Annotated in this window: 25 protein-coding genes; 12 read left to right on the top strand and 13 right to left on the bottom strand. The window is 74.2% G+C overall.

Translation table 11 applies throughout. The features are described from left to right. Positions 1 to 64 precede the first annotated feature (64 nt). Positions 65 to 679, top strand: a complete 615-nt coding sequence (locus ACFPFQ_RS15750) for a universal stress protein (RefSeq protein WP_379619340.1) — start codon at positions 65 to 67, stop codon at positions 677 to 679. Between the two features lie 33 nt (positions 680 to 712). On the opposite strand, the gene ACFPFQ_RS15755 is transcribed toward ACFPFQ_RS15750, so the two are convergent. Genes ACFPFQ_RS15755 through ACFPFQ_RS15775 form a run of 5 tightly spaced genes read right to left on the bottom strand, consistent with a single transcriptional unit; the run spans position 713 to position 4124 of the window. Further along, on the bottom strand, positions 713 to 922 hold the full coding sequence (locus tag ACFPFQ_RS15755) for a ferredoxin (protein WP_379619342.1): 210 nt from the start codon (positions 920 to 922) through the stop codon (positions 713 to 715). Then, positions 919 to 2241: an NADH-ubiquinone oxidoreductase-F iron-sulfur binding region domain-containing protein gene (locus ACFPFQ_RS15760; RefSeq protein ID WP_379619344.1), complete on the bottom strand. Its 1323-nt coding sequence runs from the start codon at positions 2239 to 2241 to the stop codon at positions 919 to 921. Before ACFPFQ_RS15760 ends, ACFPFQ_RS15755 begins: the two co-directional genes overlap by 4 nt. Beyond that, positions 2238 to 2804, bottom strand: a complete 567-nt coding sequence (locus ACFPFQ_RS15765; RefSeq protein ID WP_379619346.1) for a ferric reductase-like transmembrane domain-containing protein — start codon at positions 2802 to 2804, stop codon at positions 2238 to 2240. The genes ACFPFQ_RS15760 and ACFPFQ_RS15765 overlap by 4 nt, the downstream gene beginning before the upstream one ends. A 1-nt stretch (position 2805) precedes the next feature. Further along, the gene (locus ACFPFQ_RS15770) at positions 2806 to 3741 is read right to left on the bottom strand and encodes an FAD:protein FMN transferase (protein ID WP_379619748.1); all 936 of its coding nucleotides are present in this window, start codon (positions 3739 to 3741) and stop codon (positions 2806 to 2808) included. Further along, entirely contained in the window at positions 3735 to 4124 is a 390-nt protein-coding gene (locus tag ACFPFQ_RS15775; RefSeq protein ID WP_379619776.1) for a hypothetical protein, read from the bottom strand. The genes ACFPFQ_RS15770 and ACFPFQ_RS15775 overlap by 7 nt, the downstream gene beginning before the upstream one ends. A 122-nt stretch (positions 4125 to 4246) precedes the next feature. Here ACFPFQ_RS15775 and ACFPFQ_RS15780 point away from each other — a divergent pair, with 122 nt between their 5' ends. The 3 genes from ACFPFQ_RS15780 (at position 4247) to ACFPFQ_RS15790 (ending at position 6813) form a co-directional block, all read left to right on the top strand. Next, on the top strand, positions 4247 to 4921 hold the full coding sequence (locus tag ACFPFQ_RS15780) for a response regulator transcription factor (protein WP_379619348.1): 675 nt from the start codon (positions 4247 to 4249) through the stop codon (positions 4919 to 4921). A gap of 2 nt (positions 4922 to 4923) precedes the next feature. Beyond that, complete coding sequence (locus ACFPFQ_RS15785; RefSeq protein ID WP_379619350.1) at positions 4924 to 6174, top strand: sensor histidine kinase; 1251 nt, start codon at positions 4924 to 4926, stop codon at positions 6172 to 6174. Between the two features lie 87 nt (positions 6175 to 6261). Next, entirely contained in the window at positions 6262 to 6813 is a 552-nt protein-coding gene (locus ACFPFQ_RS15790; RefSeq protein WP_379619352.1) for a DUF2231 domain-containing protein, read from the top strand. 18 nt (positions 6814 to 6831) lie between these two features. Here the strand turns inward: ACFPFQ_RS15790 and ACFPFQ_RS15795 are convergent, their stop codons facing one another. Both ACFPFQ_RS15795 and ACFPFQ_RS15800 read right to left on the bottom strand, forming a co-directional pair. After that, a complete protein-coding gene (locus ACFPFQ_RS15795; RefSeq protein ID WP_379619354.1) occupies positions 6832 to 7068 on the bottom strand; it encodes a hypothetical protein in 237 nt (78 codons plus the stop codon). 42 nt (positions 7069 to 7110) lie between these two features. Then, a complete protein-coding gene (locus ACFPFQ_RS15800; protein ID WP_379619356.1) occupies positions 7111 to 8232 on the bottom strand; it encodes an inorganic phosphate transporter in 1122 nt (373 codons plus the stop codon). Between the two features lie 220 nt (positions 8233 to 8452). Here ACFPFQ_RS15800 and ACFPFQ_RS15805 point away from each other — a divergent pair, with 220 nt between their 5' ends. The 3 genes from ACFPFQ_RS15805 to ACFPFQ_RS15815 all read left to right on the top strand — a co-directional run bounded on the left by ACFPFQ_RS15805 (position 8453) and on the right by ACFPFQ_RS15815 (position 11883). Continuing rightward, positions 8453 to 8809, top strand: a complete 357-nt coding sequence (locus tag ACFPFQ_RS15805) for a proteasome activator (RefSeq protein WP_379619358.1) — start codon at positions 8453 to 8455, stop codon at positions 8807 to 8809. A 205-nt stretch (positions 8810 to 9014) separates the two neighbouring features. Next, the gene (locus ACFPFQ_RS15810; RefSeq protein WP_379619360.1) at positions 9015 to 9389 is read left to right on the top strand and encodes a hypothetical protein; all 375 of its coding nucleotides are present in this window, start codon (positions 9015 to 9017) and stop codon (positions 9387 to 9389) included. A gap of 112 nt (positions 9390 to 9501) precedes the next feature. After that, entirely contained in the window at positions 9502 to 11883 is a 2382-nt protein-coding gene (locus ACFPFQ_RS15815) for a heavy metal translocating P-type ATPase (protein WP_379619362.1), read from the top strand. 80 nt (positions 11884 to 11963) lie between these two features. On the opposite strand, the gene ACFPFQ_RS15820 is transcribed toward ACFPFQ_RS15815, so the two are convergent. The 3 genes from ACFPFQ_RS15820 to ACFPFQ_RS15830 form a co-directional block, all read right to left on the bottom strand. Beyond that, on the bottom strand, positions 11964 to 12473 hold the full coding sequence (locus ACFPFQ_RS15820) for a universal stress protein (protein ID WP_379619364.1): 510 nt from the start codon (positions 12471 to 12473) through the stop codon (positions 11964 to 11966). A gap of 46 nt (positions 12474 to 12519) precedes the next feature. Next, positions 12520 to 13035: a universal stress protein gene (locus ACFPFQ_RS15825; protein WP_379619366.1), complete on the bottom strand. Its 516-nt coding sequence runs from the start codon at positions 13033 to 13035 to the stop codon at positions 12520 to 12522. A gap of 141 nt (positions 13036 to 13176) precedes the next feature. Beyond that, the gene (locus tag ACFPFQ_RS15830; RefSeq protein WP_379619368.1) at positions 13177 to 14010 is read right to left on the bottom strand and encodes a universal stress protein; all 834 of its coding nucleotides are present in this window, start codon (positions 14008 to 14010) and stop codon (positions 13177 to 13179) included. Positions 14011 to 14277: 267 nt separating this feature from the next. On the opposite strand from ACFPFQ_RS15830, the gene ACFPFQ_RS15835 reads away from it, so the two are divergent. From ACFPFQ_RS15835 to ACFPFQ_RS15850, 4 genes are read left to right on the top strand one after another with little or no spacing between them, the layout of a single operon-like run. After that, a complete protein-coding gene (locus tag ACFPFQ_RS15835; RefSeq protein WP_379619370.1) occupies positions 14278 to 14640 on the top strand; it encodes a spore germination protein GerW family protein in 363 nt (120 codons plus the stop codon). Next, the gene (locus ACFPFQ_RS15840) at positions 14637 to 15053 is read left to right on the top strand and encodes a hypothetical protein (protein ID WP_379619372.1); all 417 of its coding nucleotides are present in this window, start codon (positions 14637 to 14639) and stop codon (positions 15051 to 15053) included. Before ACFPFQ_RS15835 ends, ACFPFQ_RS15840 begins: the two co-directional genes overlap by 4 nt. Positions 15054 to 15086: 33 nt before the next feature. After that, on the top strand, positions 15087 to 15824 hold the full coding sequence (locus tag ACFPFQ_RS15845; RefSeq protein WP_379619374.1) for an AMIN-like domain-containing (lipo)protein: 738 nt from the start codon (positions 15087 to 15089) through the stop codon (positions 15822 to 15824). A gap of 5 nt (positions 15825 to 15829) precedes the next feature. Continuing rightward, positions 15830 to 17038 (top strand): acyltransferase family protein, encoded by a 1209-nt coding sequence (locus ACFPFQ_RS15850; RefSeq protein ID WP_379619375.1) that lies wholly within the window; start codon positions 15830 to 15832, stop codon positions 17036 to 17038. 36 nt (positions 17039 to 17074) lie between these two features. On the opposite strand, the gene ACFPFQ_RS15855 is transcribed toward ACFPFQ_RS15850, so the two are convergent. Next, the gene (locus ACFPFQ_RS15855) at positions 17075 to 17749 is read right to left on the bottom strand and encodes a CBS domain-containing protein (RefSeq protein WP_379619377.1); all 675 of its coding nucleotides are present in this window, start codon (positions 17747 to 17749) and stop codon (positions 17075 to 17077) included. Positions 17750 to 17854: 105 nt separating this feature from the next. Next, positions 17855 to 18130 (bottom strand): DUF1918 domain-containing protein, encoded by a 276-nt coding sequence (locus ACFPFQ_RS15860; protein ID WP_379619379.1) that lies wholly within the window; start codon positions 18128 to 18130, stop codon positions 17855 to 17857. A 255-nt stretch (positions 18131 to 18385) separates the two neighbouring features. On the opposite strand from ACFPFQ_RS15860, the gene ACFPFQ_RS15865 reads away from it, so the two are divergent. Beyond that, positions 18386 to 18862 (top strand): Hsp20/alpha crystallin family protein, encoded by a 477-nt coding sequence (locus tag ACFPFQ_RS15865; protein ID WP_379619381.1) that lies wholly within the window; start codon positions 18386 to 18388, stop codon positions 18860 to 18862. Positions 18863 to 18949: 87 nt separating this feature from the next. Here ACFPFQ_RS15865 and ACFPFQ_RS15870 read toward each other — a convergent pair whose 3' ends face one another. Beyond that, a complete protein-coding gene (locus tag ACFPFQ_RS15870) occupies positions 18950 to 19948 on the bottom strand; it encodes a zinc-dependent alcohol dehydrogenase family protein (RefSeq protein WP_379619383.1) in 999 nt (332 codons plus the stop codon). Positions 19949 to 19959: the final 11 nt, after the last annotated feature.

Here is a 19959-nt window from a genome sequence, read left to right on the forward strand (position 1 = left end):
CCTTCCGGGTCGCGCCCCGGCTGCCGGACCCTGCCGGTAGCTGATCGACGCCTGCGGAGGAGCCATGGACACCGACATCGCGCCTCGCCGCAGTGGGGCGGGAACCGTGCCGGCGGCGGTCGTCGTCGAGACCGCGGCGCCGCCGGACTGGGTGCCGCGGTGGTGCCGCGCCACCGGACGCTCGTTGTGGGTCCGATCCCAGCAGCTCGCTCCCGTCCACGCGCTGGCGCTGGCCCGCGCCGAGCCCCTCCACGCCCGGTCGCCGCTGGTCGTGGCCGGGTTGCTGGGCGTCGATGACGACCTGCTGAGCGTCGCCGCCGAGGTCGCGACGCAGCTCGGCGGGCCGCTCGTGCTGGCGCACGGCGTCCCGCGCTCGTTCGGGGAGCGCAGCGTCGGCATCGACACCGCACTCGAGCAGGGGGAGAGGTTGCTGGCCACGGCACGGCGGCGGCTGCAGCTGCGGCATCCCGGGCTGCCCGTCGAGACCCGGCTGCTGCGGATGTGGCCGCACGAGCTGGTGGGCGGCGGGATCGACGCCGATCTCCTCGTGCTGGGCCGATCCCCTTCCAGCCCGCCCGACCGGTTCGGGCTGGTCATCAGCAACGCGCTGCACCATGCTCCGGCCTCGGTGCTGCTCGTGCCCGCGGCCGAGCGCGCACTGGTTCGGGTTGGATCATGAGCCAGTGGGCGGTCGGCGGCCTCGGCCGCGGCGTCAGCGCCGCAGGCGCAGCGCCAGCGTCGGGCAGGCCGCGACGGCGGCGCGCGCGTCGGCCCGCGAGGCCCGCGGCACCGCGGTCTCGCTGATGATCGGGTAACCCCACTCGTCGAGCTCGACGATCTCGGGCAGGAGCTCGGCGCACAGCCCGTGGCCGCGACAGGCGATCGGGTCGACCGACAGCTGGTGCCGTTCGTGCCCGCTCACCACCGCCGCCGTTGCGGGGGCACGGCGGACGACCGCGGTGCTGCCGCCGGGCCCGCCCAGCGGCAGGGGCGACCGGCGGCGTGCTCTGCGGCATCGGCGGCGAAGACGTCCAGGGCGCTCGCCGTCATCCGTACGGAACCGTCGGGATGGGCGCACGCACCCCGGCCGGGGATCACCGCCAGTCGCCGGTGCAGCCGGTCCAGCAGCCCGGTCTGCGGGGTCGCTGCGACGGCGAGCCGAGCCATGTCGTCGGCGACCGCGGGCAGGCCGAACATGCACGGGCCGCACTGGCGCGCCGACGCCTCGGCGAGCCGGCGCAGGATGCGGGCGGATTCGACGATGCCGCAGGCCCGCTCGGGCAGGGCCCCGACCACCGCCACCCCGAACGAGGCACCGGCCGCTCGGCAGTCCTCGTGGGTGAGCGGCAGGTCGGCAGCGTCGTCCGCGGGCAACCAGCTGCCGCTCAGCCCGCCGATGAGCACCGCCTGCAACGGATCGCTGGGGCCGGCGGCGCGCGCCAGCACCTGCCCGATCGTGGTGCCCAGCGCGATCTCGTAGACGCCCGGATCGGTCACCGCCCCACCCAGCGTGATGAGCGTGGTGCCGGGTGAGGCAGCCGTGCCCGCGGTGCGGAACCAGCCGGCGCCGAAGCGGGCGATCAGCGCGAGGTGGGCGAGGGTCTCGACGTTGTCCACGAGTGTCGGACCGCCGCGCACGCCGCGCTGAGCCGGGCGCGGCGGGGTCACGGTGGGCCGCGCGTCGCCGGTGTTGAGGAAGTTCACGAGCGCGGACTCCTCGCTCGCGACGTAGTGCCCCGGCACCGGTACGACGGTGATCCCGACCGGGTCCCCGTCCCGCTCGCGCACCGCGGCAGACAGCCGCTGCGCACCGGCGCCGCCGTGCACGCAGAGGACGGCGTCGGTCGCGCCGACGGCGTGCGCGGCGAGGACGATCCCGTCCAGCACGAGATGCGGCGCCAGCTCGAGCAGGACCTGGTCCTTCGTGCTGGACGGATCGCCCTCGCAGCCGTTGGCCACGACCGTGCGCCGGCCCCGCCCCGTGGCCACGGCAACGAGCTTGCGCGCGGTCGCGAAGCCGCCCCCGCCGCGACCGCGGAGCCCGGCGGCGGCAACCGTCTCGATCAGCCGGTCGGCCCCGGCCGCACCGCGGAAAGCGGTCAGCGGCACCGGCCCGTAGCGGGCCAGATGCGCACGGGCTCCCGCGCTGGAGCCGGTGTCGGCCCAACCGGCGAGCAACCGCAGCTCGGTGCCGGGTGGGGACGGCCGGTCGACACCGCGCGCGGTGTCGGCCGTGGTCATCTGTGCACCTGCTCCGCCGGCCGTCGCGCCTCCCGGTCGGGGTCGCGGACGAACAACCGCCGCGCGACCGCGACGCCGACGGCCAGCACGCAGGCCGCGTCGAACGCCAGCACCCAGCCCAGCCCGCTGTCGGAGCCACCGATCCCGAAGCCGTGCGCCACGGCGACCGGCCACAGCGCGTAGGTCGCCAGGTGCACCGCCCGCCACGCCCGCAACCCGATCCGGCCACGCACCATGCTGGTGACGACGACCGCGACCAGCAGATCCAGCGCCACCGCCCCGAGTCCCAGCCAGAACGGGTGATAGCCGGAGCCGAACGGCACCACGGCGTCGAGCCACGCGATCCCGGCGTAGGGATCGATGATCGCCGTGCTGACGTGGACGCCGACGAACGCGACCGTCAGCAGGGCGATGTTGCGGTGCACGGCGTGCAGGGCGAAGCGGGGCCAGGCATCCGAGCTCGCCCGGCCCGAGTGCACCGCGCCGAGCACGACGGTGCTCGTGAGCAGCAGCAGCGACACCAGCCCTGTCGCCCGGCTGGTGAACCACAGCGCCTGGTCCACGTCAGGCCTCCCCACCTGAGCCGGGCCAGCCTGCAGTGGTCACGACCTGCCCGTCGTCGCCGACGAGCCGCGCCGGCAACCGGCACTGCTGCAGCCACTGCGGGGCGTGCGCACCCATCACGATGCACGCCGTGCTCGCGGTGTTCGCATCGACGCAGCTGGCCGCCGCGACGCTGACGGTCCGCCAGCACGGCTGCGCGACGTCGCCGGTGCGCGGGTCGACGATGTGGTGCACCGGCCGCCCGTCGCGACGCCATGCCCGGCGGGCCGTCCCCGAGGTCGCCAGCCCACCGGAGGTGATCGACACGGTCACGTCGGGCTCGGTCAGCGCCTCCTCGTGGTCGTCGCCGACCCCGAGCCGCCAGCCGCCCTCCGGTGGCGTGCCGGCGACCCGGACGTCACCGCCGAGGCTCACCAGCACCCCGCACCCGGCACGGGCCGCGGCCCCGACCGCGATCCGATCGGCGGCCATCGCCTTCGCCGTTGCGCCGAGATCGAGCATGATCCCGCGTGGCAGCAGCACCTCGCTCACCGCCGGATCCCAGGCGATCCGCCACCAGCCGGGCGCGGGGACCGCCGCCGGGACGGGTCCCGGCGCATCGGCCGGGACCTCGGCGAAGTCACGGTCGTAGCCCAGCGCTCGCACCGCATGCCCGACGGTCGGATCGACCATGCCGTTGGTCAGCGCGGCCGTGCGCAGTGCCAGCCCGATCGCCTCGGCGAGCAGGGGCCCGACGACAACCGGCTCGCCGGCCTTGTGGTGCAGCTGGGAGATCTCGGAATCGGACCGGAAGCGGCTGCATGCTGCGTCGACCGCCGCGAGCTCGGTCCGCAGGACCTGCTCGGCGGGTGCGAGGCCGTCGGGGTCGGTGACCGCGAGGAAGGCCGTGGTGCCCAGTGCGGGCAGCACGACACGGTGCGTGGTGTCGGTCACGATGCCCCCGACGAGCCGTGCGCGTGCCCGCGCGCGGCGCGCGGCGCCTGCACCGGAGGTGCGAGCTGCTGCGGAACCGGCGTGAGTTGCTGTGGGGCGGGCGCGGCCGGCTCGGCGCGGCTGTGACGGGGCGATGGGACGGCGGGTGCCGGGTCGACGAGCATCGGTCCGGCGTCCGGGGCCGCGGCGGCCGCCCCGCTCCCCTGCAGCTGCTGAGGTGATGGTGCCGGCTGCTCGGCCGCCGCGGGAGCCGCCGCCGACTGGGCGAACACCAGCCCGACGGCGACGGCGAGTGCCGACGCGCCCGCCGCGGTCCACGACGTGGCCAGGCCGACCCGGCGCCGGGCGGTCGCCCGCCTGCGCACCTGCTGGCGCCGGATCCGCACGGCCGAGGATGGATCTTCTCCACGGGTGAACACATCGCCCAGTCTCGGAGCGCGGTCTTGGTGAATCCTCAGAACCGCGCCGCGTTCAGGATCCCCACAGGATCATCGCGCAGGATGGGTCGATGACCACGGCCGGAGTCGTCTCCCCCCGGGTGCTCATCGTCGAGGACGATCCCGAACTGCGAGCCATGCTCACCGCGCTGTTGCAGGAGGACGGGTACGACGTCGAGTCCGCCGCGGACGGGCATCGTGGCCTGCACCTGGGTCTCACCCACCACTACGACGTCCTGCTGCTGGATCGGCGGCTGCCCGCGGTGGACGGCATCGACCTGCTCGGCAGGCTCCGCGGCCGCGGTGTCGTCACGCCGGTGCTCATGCTGTCGGCACTTGCCAACCCGGCCGATCGGGTCCGGGGCCTCGATGCGGGCGCGGAGGACTATCTGGGCAAGCCGTTCGACGTCGAGGAGCTGCTGGCCCGGCTGCGGGCGCTGCGCCGTCGCCACCTCGACACCGCCCGTAGCCTGCCCGTCGGTTCCGCCCGCCTGGACACCGAGGCCAGGCAGGTGATGGGCGACGGCGAGCCCGTGGCGCTGTCGGATCGGGAGTGTTCCCTGCTCGCCACCCTGGCCGCACGCCCGAACCAGGTCTACAGCCGGGCCGATCTGCTGGCCATCGTGTTCCCGGACGCCGGAAGCGAGATCGTGGTGGACACCTACGTCCACTACCTGCGGCGCAAGCTCGGCAGGCGCATCGTCACGACCGTGCGCGGGCGGGGCTTCCGGCTGGGTGCGATGTGAGGATGCGGCGGCCGCGGTCGGGCGCGCCCGTCGGTTCCGACGCCGCGCTCGTCCGGCGGGCCGTGATCCGCCTGGGCCTGCAGGCAGCCGCCGGCACGGCGATCGTGGTGGCGGTACTGGCCGGCGTGATCGCGTTGGTGCTCGTCGGGATGCAGAACGCGGCCGACGACACCATGCTCACCGTCGCGGTCGATCGCGCCGATGACGTCGACGATCCGCCCGCCAACATGTGGCTCGCCATCCGCGCCGGCACCACCCTCCGCACGACCGCCGCCATGCCCGCCGGCCTACCGCTCGTCGCGGTGCTCGACCGGGTCGCCGGTGGTGCCGGTCCGGACGTACGCGCGGCCACCGTCGACGGGCGCGACTTCGTGGTCCGCACCGCGCTGCGCACCCGCCCGGACGGCACCACGGTCGTCGTCCAAGCGGCACTCGACCGCACCAGCGGGCGCAACCAGCTCGCCGGGTTGCTGTGCGCGGTCCTGATCGTGGGGATCGTGGGACTCGTGCTGGCCACGGTCGTCGGCGGCTGGCTCGCCCGGCGGGCCGTCGCCCCGCTGGAGGCGGCGCTGGCCCTGCAGCGCCGCTTCGTCGCGGATGCCAGCCACGAGCTGCGCACCCCGCTCACGCTGCTGAGCACGAGAGCCCAGATGCTGCGCAGGAGGGTGCTGCGCAGCACCGCTGCCCCGGACGTCCGCACGGACGTCGACGGGCTCGTCGACGACGCCGGACGGCTCACCGCGATCCTCGACGACCTGCTGCTCGCCGCCGACCCCCGCGAACCGGCGGCCGCCGAGACCGTCGACGTGACAAGGATCGCCGAGGACGTCGCTGCCGCCGCGATGGGCTCCGCCGCCGCGGCAGGCGTCACGCTCCGCACCGCATCCGATCCCGGACCTGCCCCGGTCATCGGCTCGCCTGCCGCACTGCGCCGAGCCGTCACCGCGCTGGCCGACAACGCCGTCCGCCACGCGACGTCCGAGGTGACGATCACCGCGCGGGTGGTCCATGGCCGGGTCGTGGTCGACGTCACGGACGACGGCCCCGGGATCGACCCGCAGGTGCTGCCGCGGCTGTTCGAGCGGTTCGCCTCCACCGGTGACGGCAGCGGGGTCGGCCCTCGCCGCTACGGGCTCGGGCTGGCGCTGGTCAGCGACGTCGCGACCCGCCACCGGGGCACCGTCACCGCCGTCGCCGGGCCGGCGGCCGGCGGCACCACGCTGCGGCTGGAGCTGCCATGGGCGCCGGACTGACCGGCAGTTCCAAGAAAGCTCCCAGGATCGGTCGAGAGGCTGTGCCCAAACCGGCAGGTGACGCCTGCGGCGCGATCAAGGAGCCCGATGCCGACGTTCATCAACGACCTGCCCCTGCACGTCCTCGTGGTCCACGCGGTGGTGGTGCTGGTCCCGCTGGCCGTGCTGGGTGCGGTCACGGTGGCGGTGTGGCCCGCGGCCCGGCGACGCTACGGCTGGCTGGTGGTCGCGGTCACCGCGGTAGCCACCGTCGCCATCCCCGTGGCGACCTCCAGCGGCGAAGGGCTCGAGCACCGGCTTCCCCGCACCGCCCTGCTCGAGGCGCACACCCGGCTCGGCGATGACCTGCTGGTCTTCGTCGCCGGCCTGCTGGTGGCGCTGACCGCGTTCGTCGTGCTGCACCATCGAGCCACCGTCGTCGGCCGCCGGATCCAGCCGGCCGACCACGGTGGACCCGGCACCGCCGCACGGACCGCCGCGGGGCCGCCCCGCGTGCTCGCCGGTGTGCTCGCCGCGGTGACCGTCGCGCTCGCGGTCGTCGCGGCCGTGCAGGTCTACCGGATCGGTGACTCGGGCGCCCGCGCGGCGTGGGCCGACACCCACTACGTCACCACTGGAACGGGTCGCAGCAGCGGCTGACCGCCAGCGCGTAGCGGGTCATCCGACGACGAGCCACAGCCCGTAGCCGACGATCGCGGCGACGCCGAGCAGGCAGCTCGCCGCCACCGCGGTTCCCACCGCGGGGCTCAGGGCTCCCGACGTCGCGGTGGCGCTCGGCCCACGGGTCCGGGCCGACCATCCCACCAGTGCCAGCCCGGCCAGCACCACGACCGTGACGGCCGCTGCCAGCGACGCCGCTGCCGAGATCAGCAGCGCGCCCCAGTTGTAGGTCATGTCGTGTCTCCCTCGGTCGGGCGTGGTCGGGCATGGTCGGGATCAGGCGGCGAGCCGGGACGGCGACACCGGCTGCCCGGTGTGCGTAGCCCCGATCGGGTTGCGCCGCGACAGGGCGTAGATGCCGGCCGCGAGTCCGGCGCCGACCACGGCGACCAACACGGTGCCGACGAGTCCGGTCGCGGCGAGCCATGACGCGGCCGCTCCCACGATCGCGGCAGCCGGCAGCGTCACCGCCCAGGCCAGCGCCATCCGCTCGGCCATGCTCCAGCGGACGGACGCCAGCTGCCGGCCGGCGCCCGCGCCGAAGATGCCGCCGGTGCAGACCTGCGTCGTCGACAGCGGCAGGCCGAGGTGGGTGGAGGCGAGGATCACGGCGGTGCTGGTCGTCTCGGCCGCGAAGCCCTGGATCGGCTCGATCTGGCTCACGCGCGTGCCGAGCGTCCGGATGATCCGCCAGCCGCCCATGTAGGTGCCTGCCGCGATCGCCAGTCCGGCGAGCAGCACCACCCAGAACGGCGGCGCCGAGCCCGGCGCCAACGCACCCGCCGCGATGAGCGCCAGGGTGATCACACCCATGGTCTTCTGCGCGTCGTTCGTGCCGTGGGCGAGCGCGACCATCGACGCGGAGACCACCTGACCGGCCCGGAACCCGCGTCGCACGGCCCGGCGATCCCCGCGGACCGTCACCTTGTAGCCGAGGTAGGTCGCCGTCAGTGCGACGACACCGGCCAGCACGGGAGAGATCAACGCGGGCAGCACCACCTTGCCGACCACCGCCCCGAAGCGCACGGCATCGGCACCGGCCGCCACCCAGACGGCGCCGATGAGGCCACCGAACAGCGCGTGCGACGAGCTCGACGGCATGCCCAGCAGCCACGTCAGCAGGTTCCACACGATGGCCCCGACCAGCCCGGCGAAGATGACCACCGGCGTGATCCGGGCATCGTCGACGAGCCCTCCGGAGATCGTCCTCGCGACCTGGACGGACAGGAAGGCCCCGGCGAGGTTGAGCACGGCCGCGATGCCGACGGCCACCTTCGGCCGCAGCGCGCCCGTGGCGATGGAGGTGGCCATGGCGTTCGCGGTGTCGTGGAAGCCGTTGGTGAAGTCGAAGATCAGTGCCGTCATCACGACGACCACCACGATCACGGACGGGTCCATGGGTGCCTCCCGGTCAGCCGATGGGTTCGCTCGAGTGCGGGCACGCGGCTGGATCAGCTGCACCTCCGCTCGTTGGACCCAGGATGGAGCCGCCAGGCCGGCAGTCCGCAGGGTCATGGGTCCCCCCCGGCCCGGTCGAGGGTCCCGAGTACCGATCCGCGCCGCGGTTCGGGACCTTCGCCCCTGCACCAGGGCCTGGGCCCGCTCCTACCGTCAGCGCATGACCACCGACACCCCCATCGAGATCGCCGACCCGCCCAAGCTCCTGCGCCTGGGCAGCATGATCAAGCAGACACTCGACGAGATCCACGCGATGCCGCTCGACGACCGTGGCAGGCTCCGGCTGGCGGGTCTCTACGACCGCGCGGTCAGCGAGCTCGAGTCCGCTCTCCCCGCATCGCTGCGCACCGAGTTCATGGCGATCGCACCCAGCCTGCACACCGGCGCAGCGGTGTCCGATGCGGAGCTGCGCATCGCGCAGGCCCAGCTCGTCGGCTGGCTGGAGGGCCTCTTCCAGGGCGTGCAGTTCGCCCGGGCGATCCACGAGGGCAGCCTGCGCCCACCGATCGCCCCGTAGCACGCGACGAACCCGACGAGATCGCGGATCGTCGTCGGCCTCGACGCGTCCCGCGGTGGCCGCGCGGCCTCGTCGTTCGCGCTGCGGGACGGTCGAACCGCCTCGGAGGGCGGCTGATCTCGTGCAGCGGAGTACACCCGAAGTCCCCTCCACAGGTGCCGTTCGACCCTGCAACCCGCGTTGCCGCGCTCCTAACGTCGCGGATGTGACCACCTCCGACGCCGGACCCGTTCGTCCCGGAACCGATGCCTACCTGCTGTGGATCGCCGACCGCGCAACCGGGCTCGCCGCGGCGGCCCGCGCACTGCCGCCCGGCGCCGCCGGTCGACAGCGGCTCGAAGGCATCGTCGCCGAGGAGCTCGCCCTGCTCCGGGCCGGGCTTCCGGATCCGGTCTGCGTGACCTGCATCGGCTTGGCCCCGCACGTCCGGCTCGACCGCGACCTCAGCGAGGACACGTTCTGCTACGCCGCGATCCGGACCAGGGAATGGCTCGAAACGGTGCGGCAGCACATCCTGATGGTCGTCGGCGTGCGGAACTCCACCCGGCCGCGTGCGATGCGCGGGATCCCGACGGCCTGACACAGGTGGCCACCACCGATGCGGTGAGCCGGTCGGACTGCCTTCCGACCGGCGCCCGGCGGTCCCTGCCGGTCAGATCGGTGCCGGTTTTCCTCGTGATCGGGAGGTTCTGATGCAGGCGAGTGCACCGGACGGGCAGCGGCACTGGTCCCCGCACGCGCTCGGGCGGTGGATCCCAGGACGCGAGGCGTTGCTGCTGGTCCTGACCGCGGTGGCGCTGGGCACCGGGCTGATCGCTGCGGCCGCCGGTGCTGTGGCGCTCGCGCACGTGGCATGGGCGGCGGGTGCCGTCGCGGCGCTGGTGCCGAGCGTGGCCTGGGTGGTGAGCGGGCTGCGCTCCGGTCGGGCCGGCGTCGATCTGCTCGCGGTGCTGGCGCTCGTGGGCACGCTGCTCGTCGGGGAGTACGTCGCCGGCGCCTTGATCGCTGTCATGGTGGCGACCGGGAGAACGCTGGAGCAGGCGGCACAGCGCCGAGCCTCGCGAGACCTGCGTGCGCTGCTCGAACACGCGCCCCGCTCGGCGCGCCGCCGGACCGGCGACCACGTCGAGAGCGTGCCGGTCGCAGCGATCGGGCAGGCGGACCTGCTGGTCATCGGCCCCGGAGAGGTGGTGCCGGTCGACGGGCGGGTGGTGGACGGGCTTGCCGTCCTGGACGAAGCCGTGTTGACGGGTGAGTCGCAGCTGGTCGAGCGCGCGGTCGGGGACCCGGTGCGCAGTGGCGTGGTCAACGCCGGTTCGGCGTTCGAGCTGCGGGCCGAGGCCACTGCGGAGCAGAGCACCTATGCGGGGATCGTGCGGCTGGCGCAGGAGGCGGGCGCGGCGACCGCGCCGGTGGTGCGGCTCGCCGACCGGTACGCGACATGGTTCCTCCCACTCGCGCTCCTGATGGCCGCAGGAGCATGGGCGCTCAGCGGGTCGGCGGTGCGCGCCGTCGCGGTGCTCGTCGTCGCCACCCCGTGTCCCCTGCTGCTGGCAGCGCCGGTGGCGATCGTGTCCGGTCTCTCCCGGGCCTCCCGGCTCGGGGTGGTGATCCGCAGCGGCGGTGCGCTGGAGAACCTGGGTCGGGCCCGCACGCTGGTGATGGACAAGACGGGCACGCTGACCACCGGCAGGCCGGCGATGGTGGAGATGGTCACCGCACCCGACCGCCGTGCGGCTGACGTGCTCGCGCTGGCAGCATCCGCCGACCTGTACTCGCCCCACGTGCTGGCCGCGTCCATCGTCACGGCGGCCCGACGGCAGGGCCTCCCGTTGGTGCTGCCCCGTGACGTCGTCGAGCAGCCCGGTTACGGGGTCACCGCACGGGTCGGTGAGCGTCTCGTCGAGGTCGGGCGCCGGGCCGGTCCACCCCCGCAGGCCGCCTGGGCCCGGACCGTGCACAACCGGGCCGCACTCGACGGCGCCGCCATCGCCTGGGTGACGGTCGACGGGCAGGTCTGCGGCGCCGCGCTGCTGCGCGACCCACCGCGCCGGGACGCGGCGCGCACCCTGCGCCGGCTGCGGGCTGCGGGCCTGCATCGGTTGGTGCTGCTGACCGGGGACCGGCCCGAGCCGGCCCGCCAGATCGCGACGATGCTGGGCCTCGACGACGTCCGAGCCGAGCAGTCACCGGCGGACAAGGTCGCTGCGGTGCGCGCCGAGCGGGAGCGGGACATCACCGTCATGGTCGGCGACGGGGTCAACGACGCGCCGGCACTGGCGGCCGCCACCGTAGGGGTCGCCATGGGTGCGCGCGGGGCGACAGCGGCGTCGGAGTCCGCCGACATCGTGCTCACCGTCGACCGGCTCGATGCACTCGCCGACGCCATGGAGATCGCCCGCCGGGCCCGGCGGATCGCGGTGCAGAGCGCCGCGGCCGGGATGGGGCTGTCGCTGATCGCCATGGCGTTCGCGGTTGCGGGCCTGCTGCCACCGGCCATGGGTGCGCTGCTGCAGGAGGGCATCGACGTCGCGGTCATCCTCAACGCGCTCCGTTCGCTCGGCGCCGGGCGGGCGGGAGCCCGGAGGGTGAACCCGGCGACCGAGTTCCTGCTGCGGCGCTTCTCCGCCGAGCACGAGACGCTCTCGGCCGCCCTCCCACTGCTGCGCGACACGGCCGACCTGATCGCGTCCCGGGCCACGCCGGCGGCGATCGAGCCGCTGCGCCGGGTCCACCGGCTCCTCACCGACGAGGTCCTCCCCCACGAGCACGCCGAGGAGGCACAGCTCTACCCGGCGCTGGCGGCACCACTGGGCGGACCGGGGGCCACTGCGACGATGAGCCGCACGCACGCGGAGATCGATCGGCTCGCCGCCCGGTTGGGCGTGCACCTTCGGCTCGCCGATGCCGCCGGGAAGATCGACGACGACCAGGTCGAGGACGTGCTGGCCACCCTCTACGGCCTCCATGCCGTCCTGCGGCTGCACTTCGCACAGGAAGAGGAGAACTACTTCACCCTCGCCCGTGACGGCGCCCCGGTGGAGCCCCCGGACGCTGTTCGCGAGTCGGGCTGACCGCCCGCGGCAGACGTCCGCCCCGGCCCACTGTGGCCGGGGCGGACGTGAGCAGTCCCGCAGCTGCTGTGGCGGATCGATCACACGGGCTGCGGTGCCGGGACCTGCGCCCCGGCCTCCTCGGCGACTGCCTCACCGACGCCACCCCGCCGGACGACGGTGACCGCGCACGGGGCGTGCAGCACGCAGTGCAGCCCCACCGAGCCGAGCAGCACGCTGGTGACCGCGGCCCGGTCGCGGTGCCCGACGATCAGCATCGCCGCGCCGCGGGCCGCGTCGACCAGAACGGGCCCGGCCCGGCCCGGCACCGCCGCCACATCGAACGAGACGCCCGAGAGCACCCCGTCGCGCTCGGCGATCACACCCTGGACGAGCTCCCGGGTGGCTCCCTCGATGCGGGCGGTCATCTCGGCGAGCGTGGGAACGGCGGTTCCCCAGGCGTCCACCTCCGATGCGGTCGGGGTGCGGAACGCCCGCACGACCGCCAGCCGCGCGTGTCGTCGCACCGCATCCTCCAGCGCGAACCTCAGCACGCCCTTCGACTCCGCGGAGCCGTCGATCCCCACCACGATCCGTTGGCTTTCCTGCATGTCCTGACCTTCCTGTGTGCCCGAGCGGGTTGTCCGGTGCGCTGGTTCAGGCGTGTGCGGCCGTGGCCTCGGGGACCTCGTGGGACGCCGCGCCGGGCGCGGGTCGCACGACGGTGACCGGGCACGCCGCGTGCAGTACGCAGGCCAGGCCGACCGAGCCCAGCACGGTGCTGGCCACCGCGCCGCGGCCACGATGACCGACCACGAGCACGTCCGCCTTCGCGGACTCCTCGACGAGCAGGTCGCCCGGGTGGCCCGGGCGCACGGCGACCTCGACGGGCACACCGGTGGCTGCGAGGTCCGTGCGGGCCTGCCGAACCTCGTCGAGCATCCGCTCGACCTCGCCTCGCACATCGGCCGCGATCTCCTCGCGAGTCGGCATCGCGATCATGGCGTAGTTGCCCCATCCGTACGCCGGTGCGTAGTACTCGGGCGGGCGGAATCCGGCGACGACACGCAGTCGAGCATGCCGCCGACCGGCCTCGGCCCACGCGTACTCGAGCGCTGCCCGCGACTCGGGCGAGCCGTCGACCCCCACCAGAACCATGCCGGTGTCAGCCATGTCGTCCTCTCCAGCCCTCGATCGATACCGGCGTTCACTGCCGCTGCCGTCGAGCCTGCGGGCGCCGGCCCCGCCCCCGCGACAGGACGAAGTCCCGTTGCGGGGGACCGGTGGTCCCGACCTCGGCGACGGCGGTGCCCCTCATGCGTGCGACAGTGCAGCCGGCCCGATCACAGCGACCGGGCAGCGCGCCCGACGGGTGAGCGCCTTGCTGACCGATCCCGCCACGACCCCGGCGAGCGCGCCGCACCCACGGCTGCCCACCACGATCAGCTGGGCGTCCCCCGACAGCTCCAGCAGCTCCTGCACCGGCCGGTCCGGGCTGCTGATCCGCTGCAGTTCCACGCCCGGGTACCGCTCCGTCCATCGAGCGAACCGATCGTTCGCCGGCGCGTGTCCGGCGCGCGTGCGGACGGCGCCGAAGCGTCGACCGTGCGCCTGCACACCGATCAGGGAAGCCCCCCGCACAGCAGCCGCCTCGAAAGCGAACGCGATCGCGGCATCACCGTCGGGGCCGCCGTCGACACCGACCACGACGGGCGCGGTCTCGGCCCCGGCACGGTCGGCACCGTGCCACACCACGACCGGACAGCGCGCGTGCGTCACCACCGAGCGGATCGAGGCGGGGGCCGCGACCACCACCAACCGCGCGCGGCGCGATTCGGAGACAAGTGCCGCGGCCAGGGTGCCCACAGCGAGGTGCTGTTCGACCTCGAGATCCGGTGCGCTGCACCGCGCTGCCGCCGTGGCCACGTCCAGGAGCGCCCGGGCCCGCCGCATCAGCACATCCCGGGTCGCCGCGCCGGGCTTGGGACGGGCGACGACGTGGCTACCCGGCCAGTCGAAGGCCGACACCAACCGCAGCGGGATCCGGTGATGCACCGCCTCGGCGGCCGCCCACCGCACGGCCGCCGGTGCTTCGGGCGATCCGTCGACACCGACCACCACCCTGCACCCGTCGCCTTGTGCCCGCATCGGAACCCTCCTCCTCATCGGTAGCGGGAGTGTGACCGTCGCGCTGCCGGCCCGACAGCGGCCCTGGTCCCCCTCCTCCTGGGCCGATGGGCACGGCGCAACTCGCTGCCCGCGCCGGCGGCGAGCAGGACCTTCGGCCTGGGCGCACGCGCCGTCCCGCCCTGTCGGTCAGCACCGCCGACCGGCAGCGTGGGTGCCGTCATCCGCCGTCCGCGGCAGGCAGCGCAGTCGCTGCCGATGACCCACGAGACGAGAGAAGAGATCGCCATGGACGCAGGAGTTCTGGTCGAGCAGATCGAGGACGCCCTCCGGATCAACAAGGTGTTCGGTGAGCCGGTGACCGTCGACGGAACGACGCTGATCCCCGCCGCGCGGGTGGGCGGTGGTGCCGGTGGTGGTGGCGGGCGGGACCAGGCCAAGGGCGGGGACGGGCTCGGGGGCGGCCTGGGCTGGACCGGGCGGCCCTACGGCGCGTTCGTGCTGCGCGACGGCGCCGTGCGCTGGCAGCCGGCCGTCGACGTCAACCGGCTGATCACGGCCGTCGCCGCGGTGGCCGTCTGCGCCCTGCTCACCGGCCGGACGATCGTGAAGGTCCAGGCGGCCTCCCGGGCCCGCGGGGCGCGGTCATGACCGCGCCGACGCGGCCGGCGACGGGCTCGTTCGCCCTGCGCTACGCGGCCCCGCTCCGCCCGCTGATGGTGGGACTCGGCATGGGACCCGCGCACTCGGCGGTCGACGTCTCGCCCGAACAGCTCCGGGTGCGCATGGGCTGGGCGTTCCGCGCCACCATCCCGCTGGGGCAGGTTCGGCACGCCGAGCACTGCGTGCGGCCGCTCGTCCTCGGTTGGGGCGTGCACGGCTGGGGCGGGCGGTGGCTGGTCAACGCCTCCTCGGAGGGGATCGTGCGGATCGACCTCGATCCGCCGGTCCGGGTGGTCGCGGCCGGTGTGCCGGTCCGGCTGACCACCCTGCTGGTGGGGCTCGCCGACCCCGATGCGTTCCTGGCCACCCTCGGTGAGGCCCGCGCCGCGGGCCACGGCTGAGCCCCGACGACCGACCGGATGAGGACCACCACGATGAGGAACACCATGGCCCCGAAACGGGCGGCGCGCGGGGGTCCATGGTGTCTCCTCGCCGTGATGTTCACGGCGCTGGTCGCGTGCAGCAACCCGCAGCCGAGCGCACCGTCGGGCGCGCCACCCGCGAGCCCGGCACCGACGACCGCGGCAACCACGAGCACGGCAACCACGAGCACGGCACCCCCGAGCGCGGCACCGGCGCCGTCGAGCGGCACGCCGGCCACTCCCGCAGCGCCCGCGCCCGCCACCTGTGCCGAGACGCGTGGCTGGACGACCGCCGCGGACGCTGCGCCCGGCTCGACGACCGACGAGCTCTACGCCGTCCGCGTCGGCAGGCACGCCTGCTACGACCGCGTCGTCTTCGACATCAACGGACCCGCTCCGGTCGGGTTCGACGTCCGCTACGTCCCGGTCGTGTCGAGCGATCCGAAGGGTGATCCGTTGCCCGTCGCAGGCGGGGCAACGCTGCAGGTCGTGGTGCGGGCGCCGGAGCAGGGCGCGGGCGGCGGTGGCCACCAGCCCGGGCGGGTGCTCGCCGGCACCGGTGACGACGTCTTCACCGCATCCCGACTGGCGGGCTGGCCGAGCCTGCGCGAGGTGCGCTTCGCCGGGTTCTTCGAGGGCCAGTGCACCTTCGCCATCGGCGTGCGGGCCGCGCTCCCGTTCCGTGCCTTCACCCTGCTGGGCCCGGACGACCAGGTCCGCCGGGTCGTCGTCGACGTCGCCCGCGGCTGACGGCGATGTCGCATCACGAGGTGGCACCGCATGCCGCCGCCGGCACCGTGCGGTTCCCGCACGTCGACAACCTCCGGACCGTGCTGGTGGCCTGGGTCATCGGAGGGCACGCGTTGCTGGGGTACTCGGCCGCCGGTGGCTGGTCCTACGACGAGATCCACGAGGTGACCTTCACCCCGGGCTCGGAGCTCCTCCTGACCGCGGTCGTGGGACCGACCGGCTTGTTCGTGATCGGGCTGTTCTTCTTCCTCTCCGGTCTGCTGACCGAGCACGCGATCGACCATCACGGCCCGCGCGACTATGTCCAGGACCGGACGCTGCGCCTGGGACTTCCCTGGCTCGCGTCCGCGCTGCTCGTCTGGCCCGTCTCGCTCTGGCTGGCCTACCGTGCCGCCGGTCGTGACGTCTCGCCGTGGTGGGTGTTCACCCACCGCGATCCCCTTCTGGACTCCGGATCGCTGTGGTTCGCGCTGGTGCTGCTGATCTTCTCGGTGACCTTCGCGCTGTGGCGGTCACGGGCCGGTGCTGTATCCGGTGACCGGAACCGCCCGCCGCTGACCGGCGTGCATCTCGCGATCGCGGTGGTCGCGGTCGCGCTGGTCTCCTTCGTCGTCCGACTGTGGTTCCCGGCCCGCAGCGCCCAGGTGGGTGACCTGCACCTGTGGCAGTGGCCGCAGTGCGCCGGGATGTTCGCGCTGGGCGTGATCGCCGCCCGCCGCGGCTGGACGCGCCACGTCCCGGACCGGATCCGCCGCAGCTGCGGCATCGCCGCGATCACCACGCTCCTGCTGCTCCCGGTACTCGCATTCGCCAGCGGGCTGCGTGACGTGGTCCACGGCATCGCGCCCTACCTCGGCGGGTGGCACTGGGAAGCGCTGGCAACGGCAACGGCAGAGGGCATCCTCGTGGTCGCCGGCTCCGTGTGGCTGCTCGGTGTCGCCGAGCACCGGCTGACCGGGGCCGGGCCGCGCGCGTCGCGCTGGGCGCGCAGCGCCTTCGCCGCGTTCGTCCTGCAGGGTCCGGTCCTGCTCGGCCTTTCCGTCGCGGTCCGATCCATCGACCTGCCGGCCGAGGTCAAGGCCCCTGCCGTCGGGGTGGCGGCGATCATGGCCTGTTTCTGGCTCGGCCGTCACGTCCCGTTCCTCGGCGCCGCCGCGTGGCCGGGACGGCCGCACCAGCACGGTGCCGCCGGGCGGCACCGTGCCGGATCCTGAGGTGGTAGGCCACCGCGGCGGCGCCCCGGTGGCAGGTCAGTAGAGCGGCCCGACCGATGCGTCGGCCACCCGCTCGTCCACCCTCCAGCGCAGGTGGTCGATGACGGCGATGACGCCTTCGACCTGCTCCGTGAGCCGGGCGGCAAGGACCGCGTCGGCGTGGGTGTCGAGCTCGCCGGTCAGGGTGACGACGCCGTCGGCGACCTCGACCAGCACCCCCGCGGGGTCCGCGAGCACGGACCGGCGCAGCACGTCCTCGACGATCTCGGCGCGGATCGCGTCGTCCTCGCGGAAGAACACCAGCAGCAGGTCCGAGCGCCCGAGCACCCCGAGCACCCGGCGACGGGCGTCGACGACCGGCAGCCAGCTCAGCCCGTTCACCCGCATCAGGGCGGCCGCCTTGGCCACCGTCGCGTCCGGCCCGATCGTGACCACGTCGGTCGTCATCAGCTCGCGAGCCGTCGTGGCCCCGGCCTTCCCGGTCGGTGCGGTGCGGTGCGTGTGGCGCGGCCGGTACCGCCACCGGCGCGTCGCCGCGCCGGAGGGATCGGCCCGTTCCGCCGTCCTGAGGACATCAGCCTCGGAGATGACGCCGAGCAGCGTGCGGTCGGTGTCGACGACGGGCAACGCCCGTACCGACGCGATGTAGAGCGTGTCCGCGATGTCGATGAACCCGGCGTTCTCGTCGACCGACAGCACCGTCTTCGTCATGACATCGGCAACCTTCGTGTGTCGCATCGATGAAGTCCCTTCAGCCCGGGCCGGCGTGGTGCCGGCGCTCGATTCGCGATGTGCGTCCACCCGAGTCGGTGGTGGTCAGGTGGTCCAGACACCGATCGCGTCCCCGCCGGGGTGCGGCCACCGCTGCGCCGGTTCGATGCGGGCGTCCGACGGCGGCAGCACGATCGAGTCCTCGTCGTCGCCGAGCCACCGCACCAGCAGGTAGAACCGCCCGCCTGCGCGCTCGGAGCCGGTGATACGCCCCCAGCGCCACTGGTGCTGGGTGGGTGGGGACGGGACCACGAGCCAGTCCCCGATCCTCGCCTTCTCCGGGTCGGTCTCGGTGATCTGCTCCGTTGCCGGGTCGGACATGTCGGCACCTCCGTCGTGGTCGTCTCGCACCACTCTCGGCCGCTCGCTCCCGCTGCGGTACCGAGCACCGGACCCGGATCGAGGGGCCGTGCGACCCCTTCGTCGCGGGACCAGTGCCGGCCTTGCGGAGCGCCGGCCGGTTCCGGCCATCCGACCCCGTCGCACGGGCCCAACGACCCTGCACGTCGCGGCGCACCCGCGGCACCGTCGAGGTGCCGCTGACACCGGTGGCACCACCCAAGCAAGGAGCGCACCATGAGCACACTGGCTCGCCGTGACCGCGGAGCCGACCTCGTGAGCCGGTTCGGCCGGATGGACCGCATCTTCGACGAATGGATGCGCTCGCTGCCGATGCGCAGGCCGTTCGGGCTCGGCTGGGACTGGCCGGGCGAGGACCTCATCCGGGTCGACGAGTACCGCGACGGCGCGACCGAGGTCATCCGGGCGGAGCTGCCCGGGATCGACCCCGACGAGGATGTCGAGCTGAGCGTGACCGACGGTGTCCTGCGCATCACCGCGGAGCGCCGGATCGAGGACAAGACCGAGGACAAGGGGTACCTGCGCCACGAGCTGCGCTACGGCAGCCTCACCCGCAGCCTGCCGCTCCCCGAGGGGGTGTCGGACTCCGACATCAGCGCGACCTACAAGGACGGCATCCTCGAGATCCGCATCCCGATCCCGGAGCAGACCGGGGCCGCCGAGCCGACGAAGATCGCCATCACGAAGGGCTGACCGCTACGTAGGGCCGGGGCAGCACCATCAGCCGGGCCGGCATCTCGCCGGCCCGGCGGCGCTGCGCGGTTCCGGTGCCGGCCCGGTTCAGGTGACCAGCACGGCCGCACCGGTGATCCGGTCCGCGGCCAGGTCCTCGAGTGCACGGTCGGCCTCCGCGAGCGGCCTGGCCGAGGTGGTCGGGCGGACCCGCAACGCCGCGGCGAGCCGGAGGAACTCCTCGCCGTCGGCGCGGGTGTTCGCGGTGACGCTGCGCACCTGCTTCTCCCGGAACAGCTCGTCGGCGTAGACGATCCGCGGCACGTCGCTGAGGTGGATACCGGCCACGGCAAGGGTTCCGCCCTGATCGAGCGCCCGCATCGCGACCGGCACCAGCTCACCCGCCGGAGCGAACAGCACCGCCGAGTCCAGCGGCTCCGGCGGCAGCCCGTCGGCAGGCCCGGCCGACGCCGCACCCAGCGCCAGCGCCAGCTCACGGGCCTCCGGCGAGCGGGTCAAGACGTGCACGACGGCACCCTGCGCGATCGCCACCTGCGCGACGACGTGCGCGGACGCCCCGAACCCGTAGATGCCCAGCCGGCCACCGGGCGGCAGCTCGGACCGCCGCAGCGCGCGGTAGCCGACGATGCCGGCGCACAGCAACGGCGCCGCCTCGACATCGCTCAGGGCCGCGGGCAACCGGTAGGCGTAGGCCTCGCCGACGACGGCCAGCGGCGCGTACCCGCCGTCGGCGTCCCACCCGGTGAAGGCCGCCTCCGGGCAGAGGTTCTCGCGGCCGCTGCGACACCATCGACAGCGCCCGCAGGTCGCGCGCAGCCACGCGATGCCGATCCGGTCCCCCACCGCGAACCGCGACGCCCCGGGCCCGAGCCCGTCGACGGTGCCCACCACCTCGTGGCCCGGAACCGTCGCGCCGCGGCGGGGGGCGAGATCGCCTTCGGCGAGGTGCAGGTCGGTGCGGCAGACGCCGCAGGCGCTGACGCGGATCCGGACCTCCCCGGTGCCGGGTTCCGGGTCCGGTAGGTCGACGCAGCTCAGCGGCCCGTCGGTGATCGGTCCCGGCTTCTCGACAACCCACGCTCGCATGCGCTCCAGCG

Source organism: Pseudonocardia sp. GCM10023141, from assembly GCF_042653605.1.

Bases quoted from the DNA above. Each gene is read 5' to 3' on its own strand.
- ACFPFQ_RS15845 (WP_379619374.1), top strand. From the start codon at position 15,087: ATGAGGAACACCATGGCCCCGAAACGGGCGGCGCGCGGGGGTCCATGG.
- ACFPFQ_RS15830 (WP_379619368.1), bottom strand. From the start codon at position 14,010: ATGCGGGCACAAGGCGACGGGTGCAGGGTGGTGGTCGGTGTCGACGGA.
- ACFPFQ_RS15795 (WP_379619354.1), bottom strand. From the start codon at position 7,068: ATGACCTACAACTGGGGCGCGCTGCTGATCTCGGCAGCGGCGTCGCTG.
- ACFPFQ_RS15865 (WP_379619381.1), top strand. From the start codon at position 18,386: ATGAGCACACTGGCTCGCCGTGACCGCGGAGCCGACCTCGTGAGCCGG.
- ACFPFQ_RS15790 (WP_379619352.1), top strand. From the start codon at position 6,262: ATGCCGACGTTCATCAACGACCTGCCCCTGCACGTCCTCGTGGTCCAC.
- ACFPFQ_RS15840 (WP_379619372.1), top strand. From the start codon at position 14,637: ATGACCGCGCCGACGCGGCCGGCGACGGGCTCGTTCGCCCTGCGCTAC.
- ACFPFQ_RS15835 (WP_379619370.1), top strand. From the start codon at position 14,278: ATGGACGCAGGAGTTCTGGTCGAGCAGATCGAGGACGCCCTCCGGATC.
- ACFPFQ_RS15805 (WP_379619358.1), top strand. From the start codon at position 8,453: ATGACCACCGACACCCCCATCGAGATCGCCGACCCGCCCAAGCTCCTG.
- ACFPFQ_RS15750 (WP_379619340.1), top strand. From the start codon at position 65: ATGGACACCGACATCGCGCCTCGCCGCAGTGGGGCGGGAACCGTGCCG.
- ACFPFQ_RS15860 (WP_379619379.1), bottom strand. From the start codon at position 18,130: ATGTCCGACCCGGCAACGGAGCAGATCACCGAGACCGACCCGGAGAAG.
- ACFPFQ_RS15780 (WP_379619348.1), top strand. From the start codon at position 4,247: ATGACCACGGCCGGAGTCGTCTCCCCCCGGGTGCTCATCGTCGAGGAC.
- ACFPFQ_RS15800 (WP_379619356.1), bottom strand. From the start codon at position 8,232: ATGGACCCGTCCGTGATCGTGGTGGTCGTCGTGATGACGGCACTGATC.
- ACFPFQ_RS15820 (WP_379619364.1), bottom strand. From the start codon at position 12,473: ATGCAGGAAAGCCAACGGATCGTGGTGGGGATCGACGGCTCCGCGGAG.
- ACFPFQ_RS15850 (WP_379619375.1), top strand. From the start codon at position 15,830: ATGTCGCATCACGAGGTGGCACCGCATGCCGCCGCCGGCACCGTGCGG.
- ACFPFQ_RS15815 (WP_379619362.1), top strand. From the start codon at position 9,502: ATGCAGGCGAGTGCACCGGACGGGCAGCGGCACTGGTCCCCGCACGCG.
- ACFPFQ_RS15760 (WP_379619344.1), bottom strand. From the start codon at position 2,241: ATGACCACGGCCGACACCGCGCGCGGTGTCGACCGGCCGTCCCCACCC.
- ACFPFQ_RS15855 (WP_379619377.1), bottom strand. From the start codon at position 17,749: ATGACGAAGACGGTGCTGTCGGTCGACGAGAACGCCGGGTTCATCGAC.
- ACFPFQ_RS15825 (WP_379619366.1), bottom strand. From the start codon at position 13,035: ATGGCTGACACCGGCATGGTTCTGGTGGGGGTCGACGGCTCGCCCGAG.
- ACFPFQ_RS15870 (WP_379619383.1), bottom strand. From the start codon at position 19,948: ATGCGAGCGTGGGTTGTCGAGAAGCCGGGACCGATCACCGACGGGCCG.
- ACFPFQ_RS15785 (WP_379619350.1), top strand. From the start codon at position 4,924: ATGCGGCGGCCGCGGTCGGGCGCGCCCGTCGGTTCCGACGCCGCGCTC.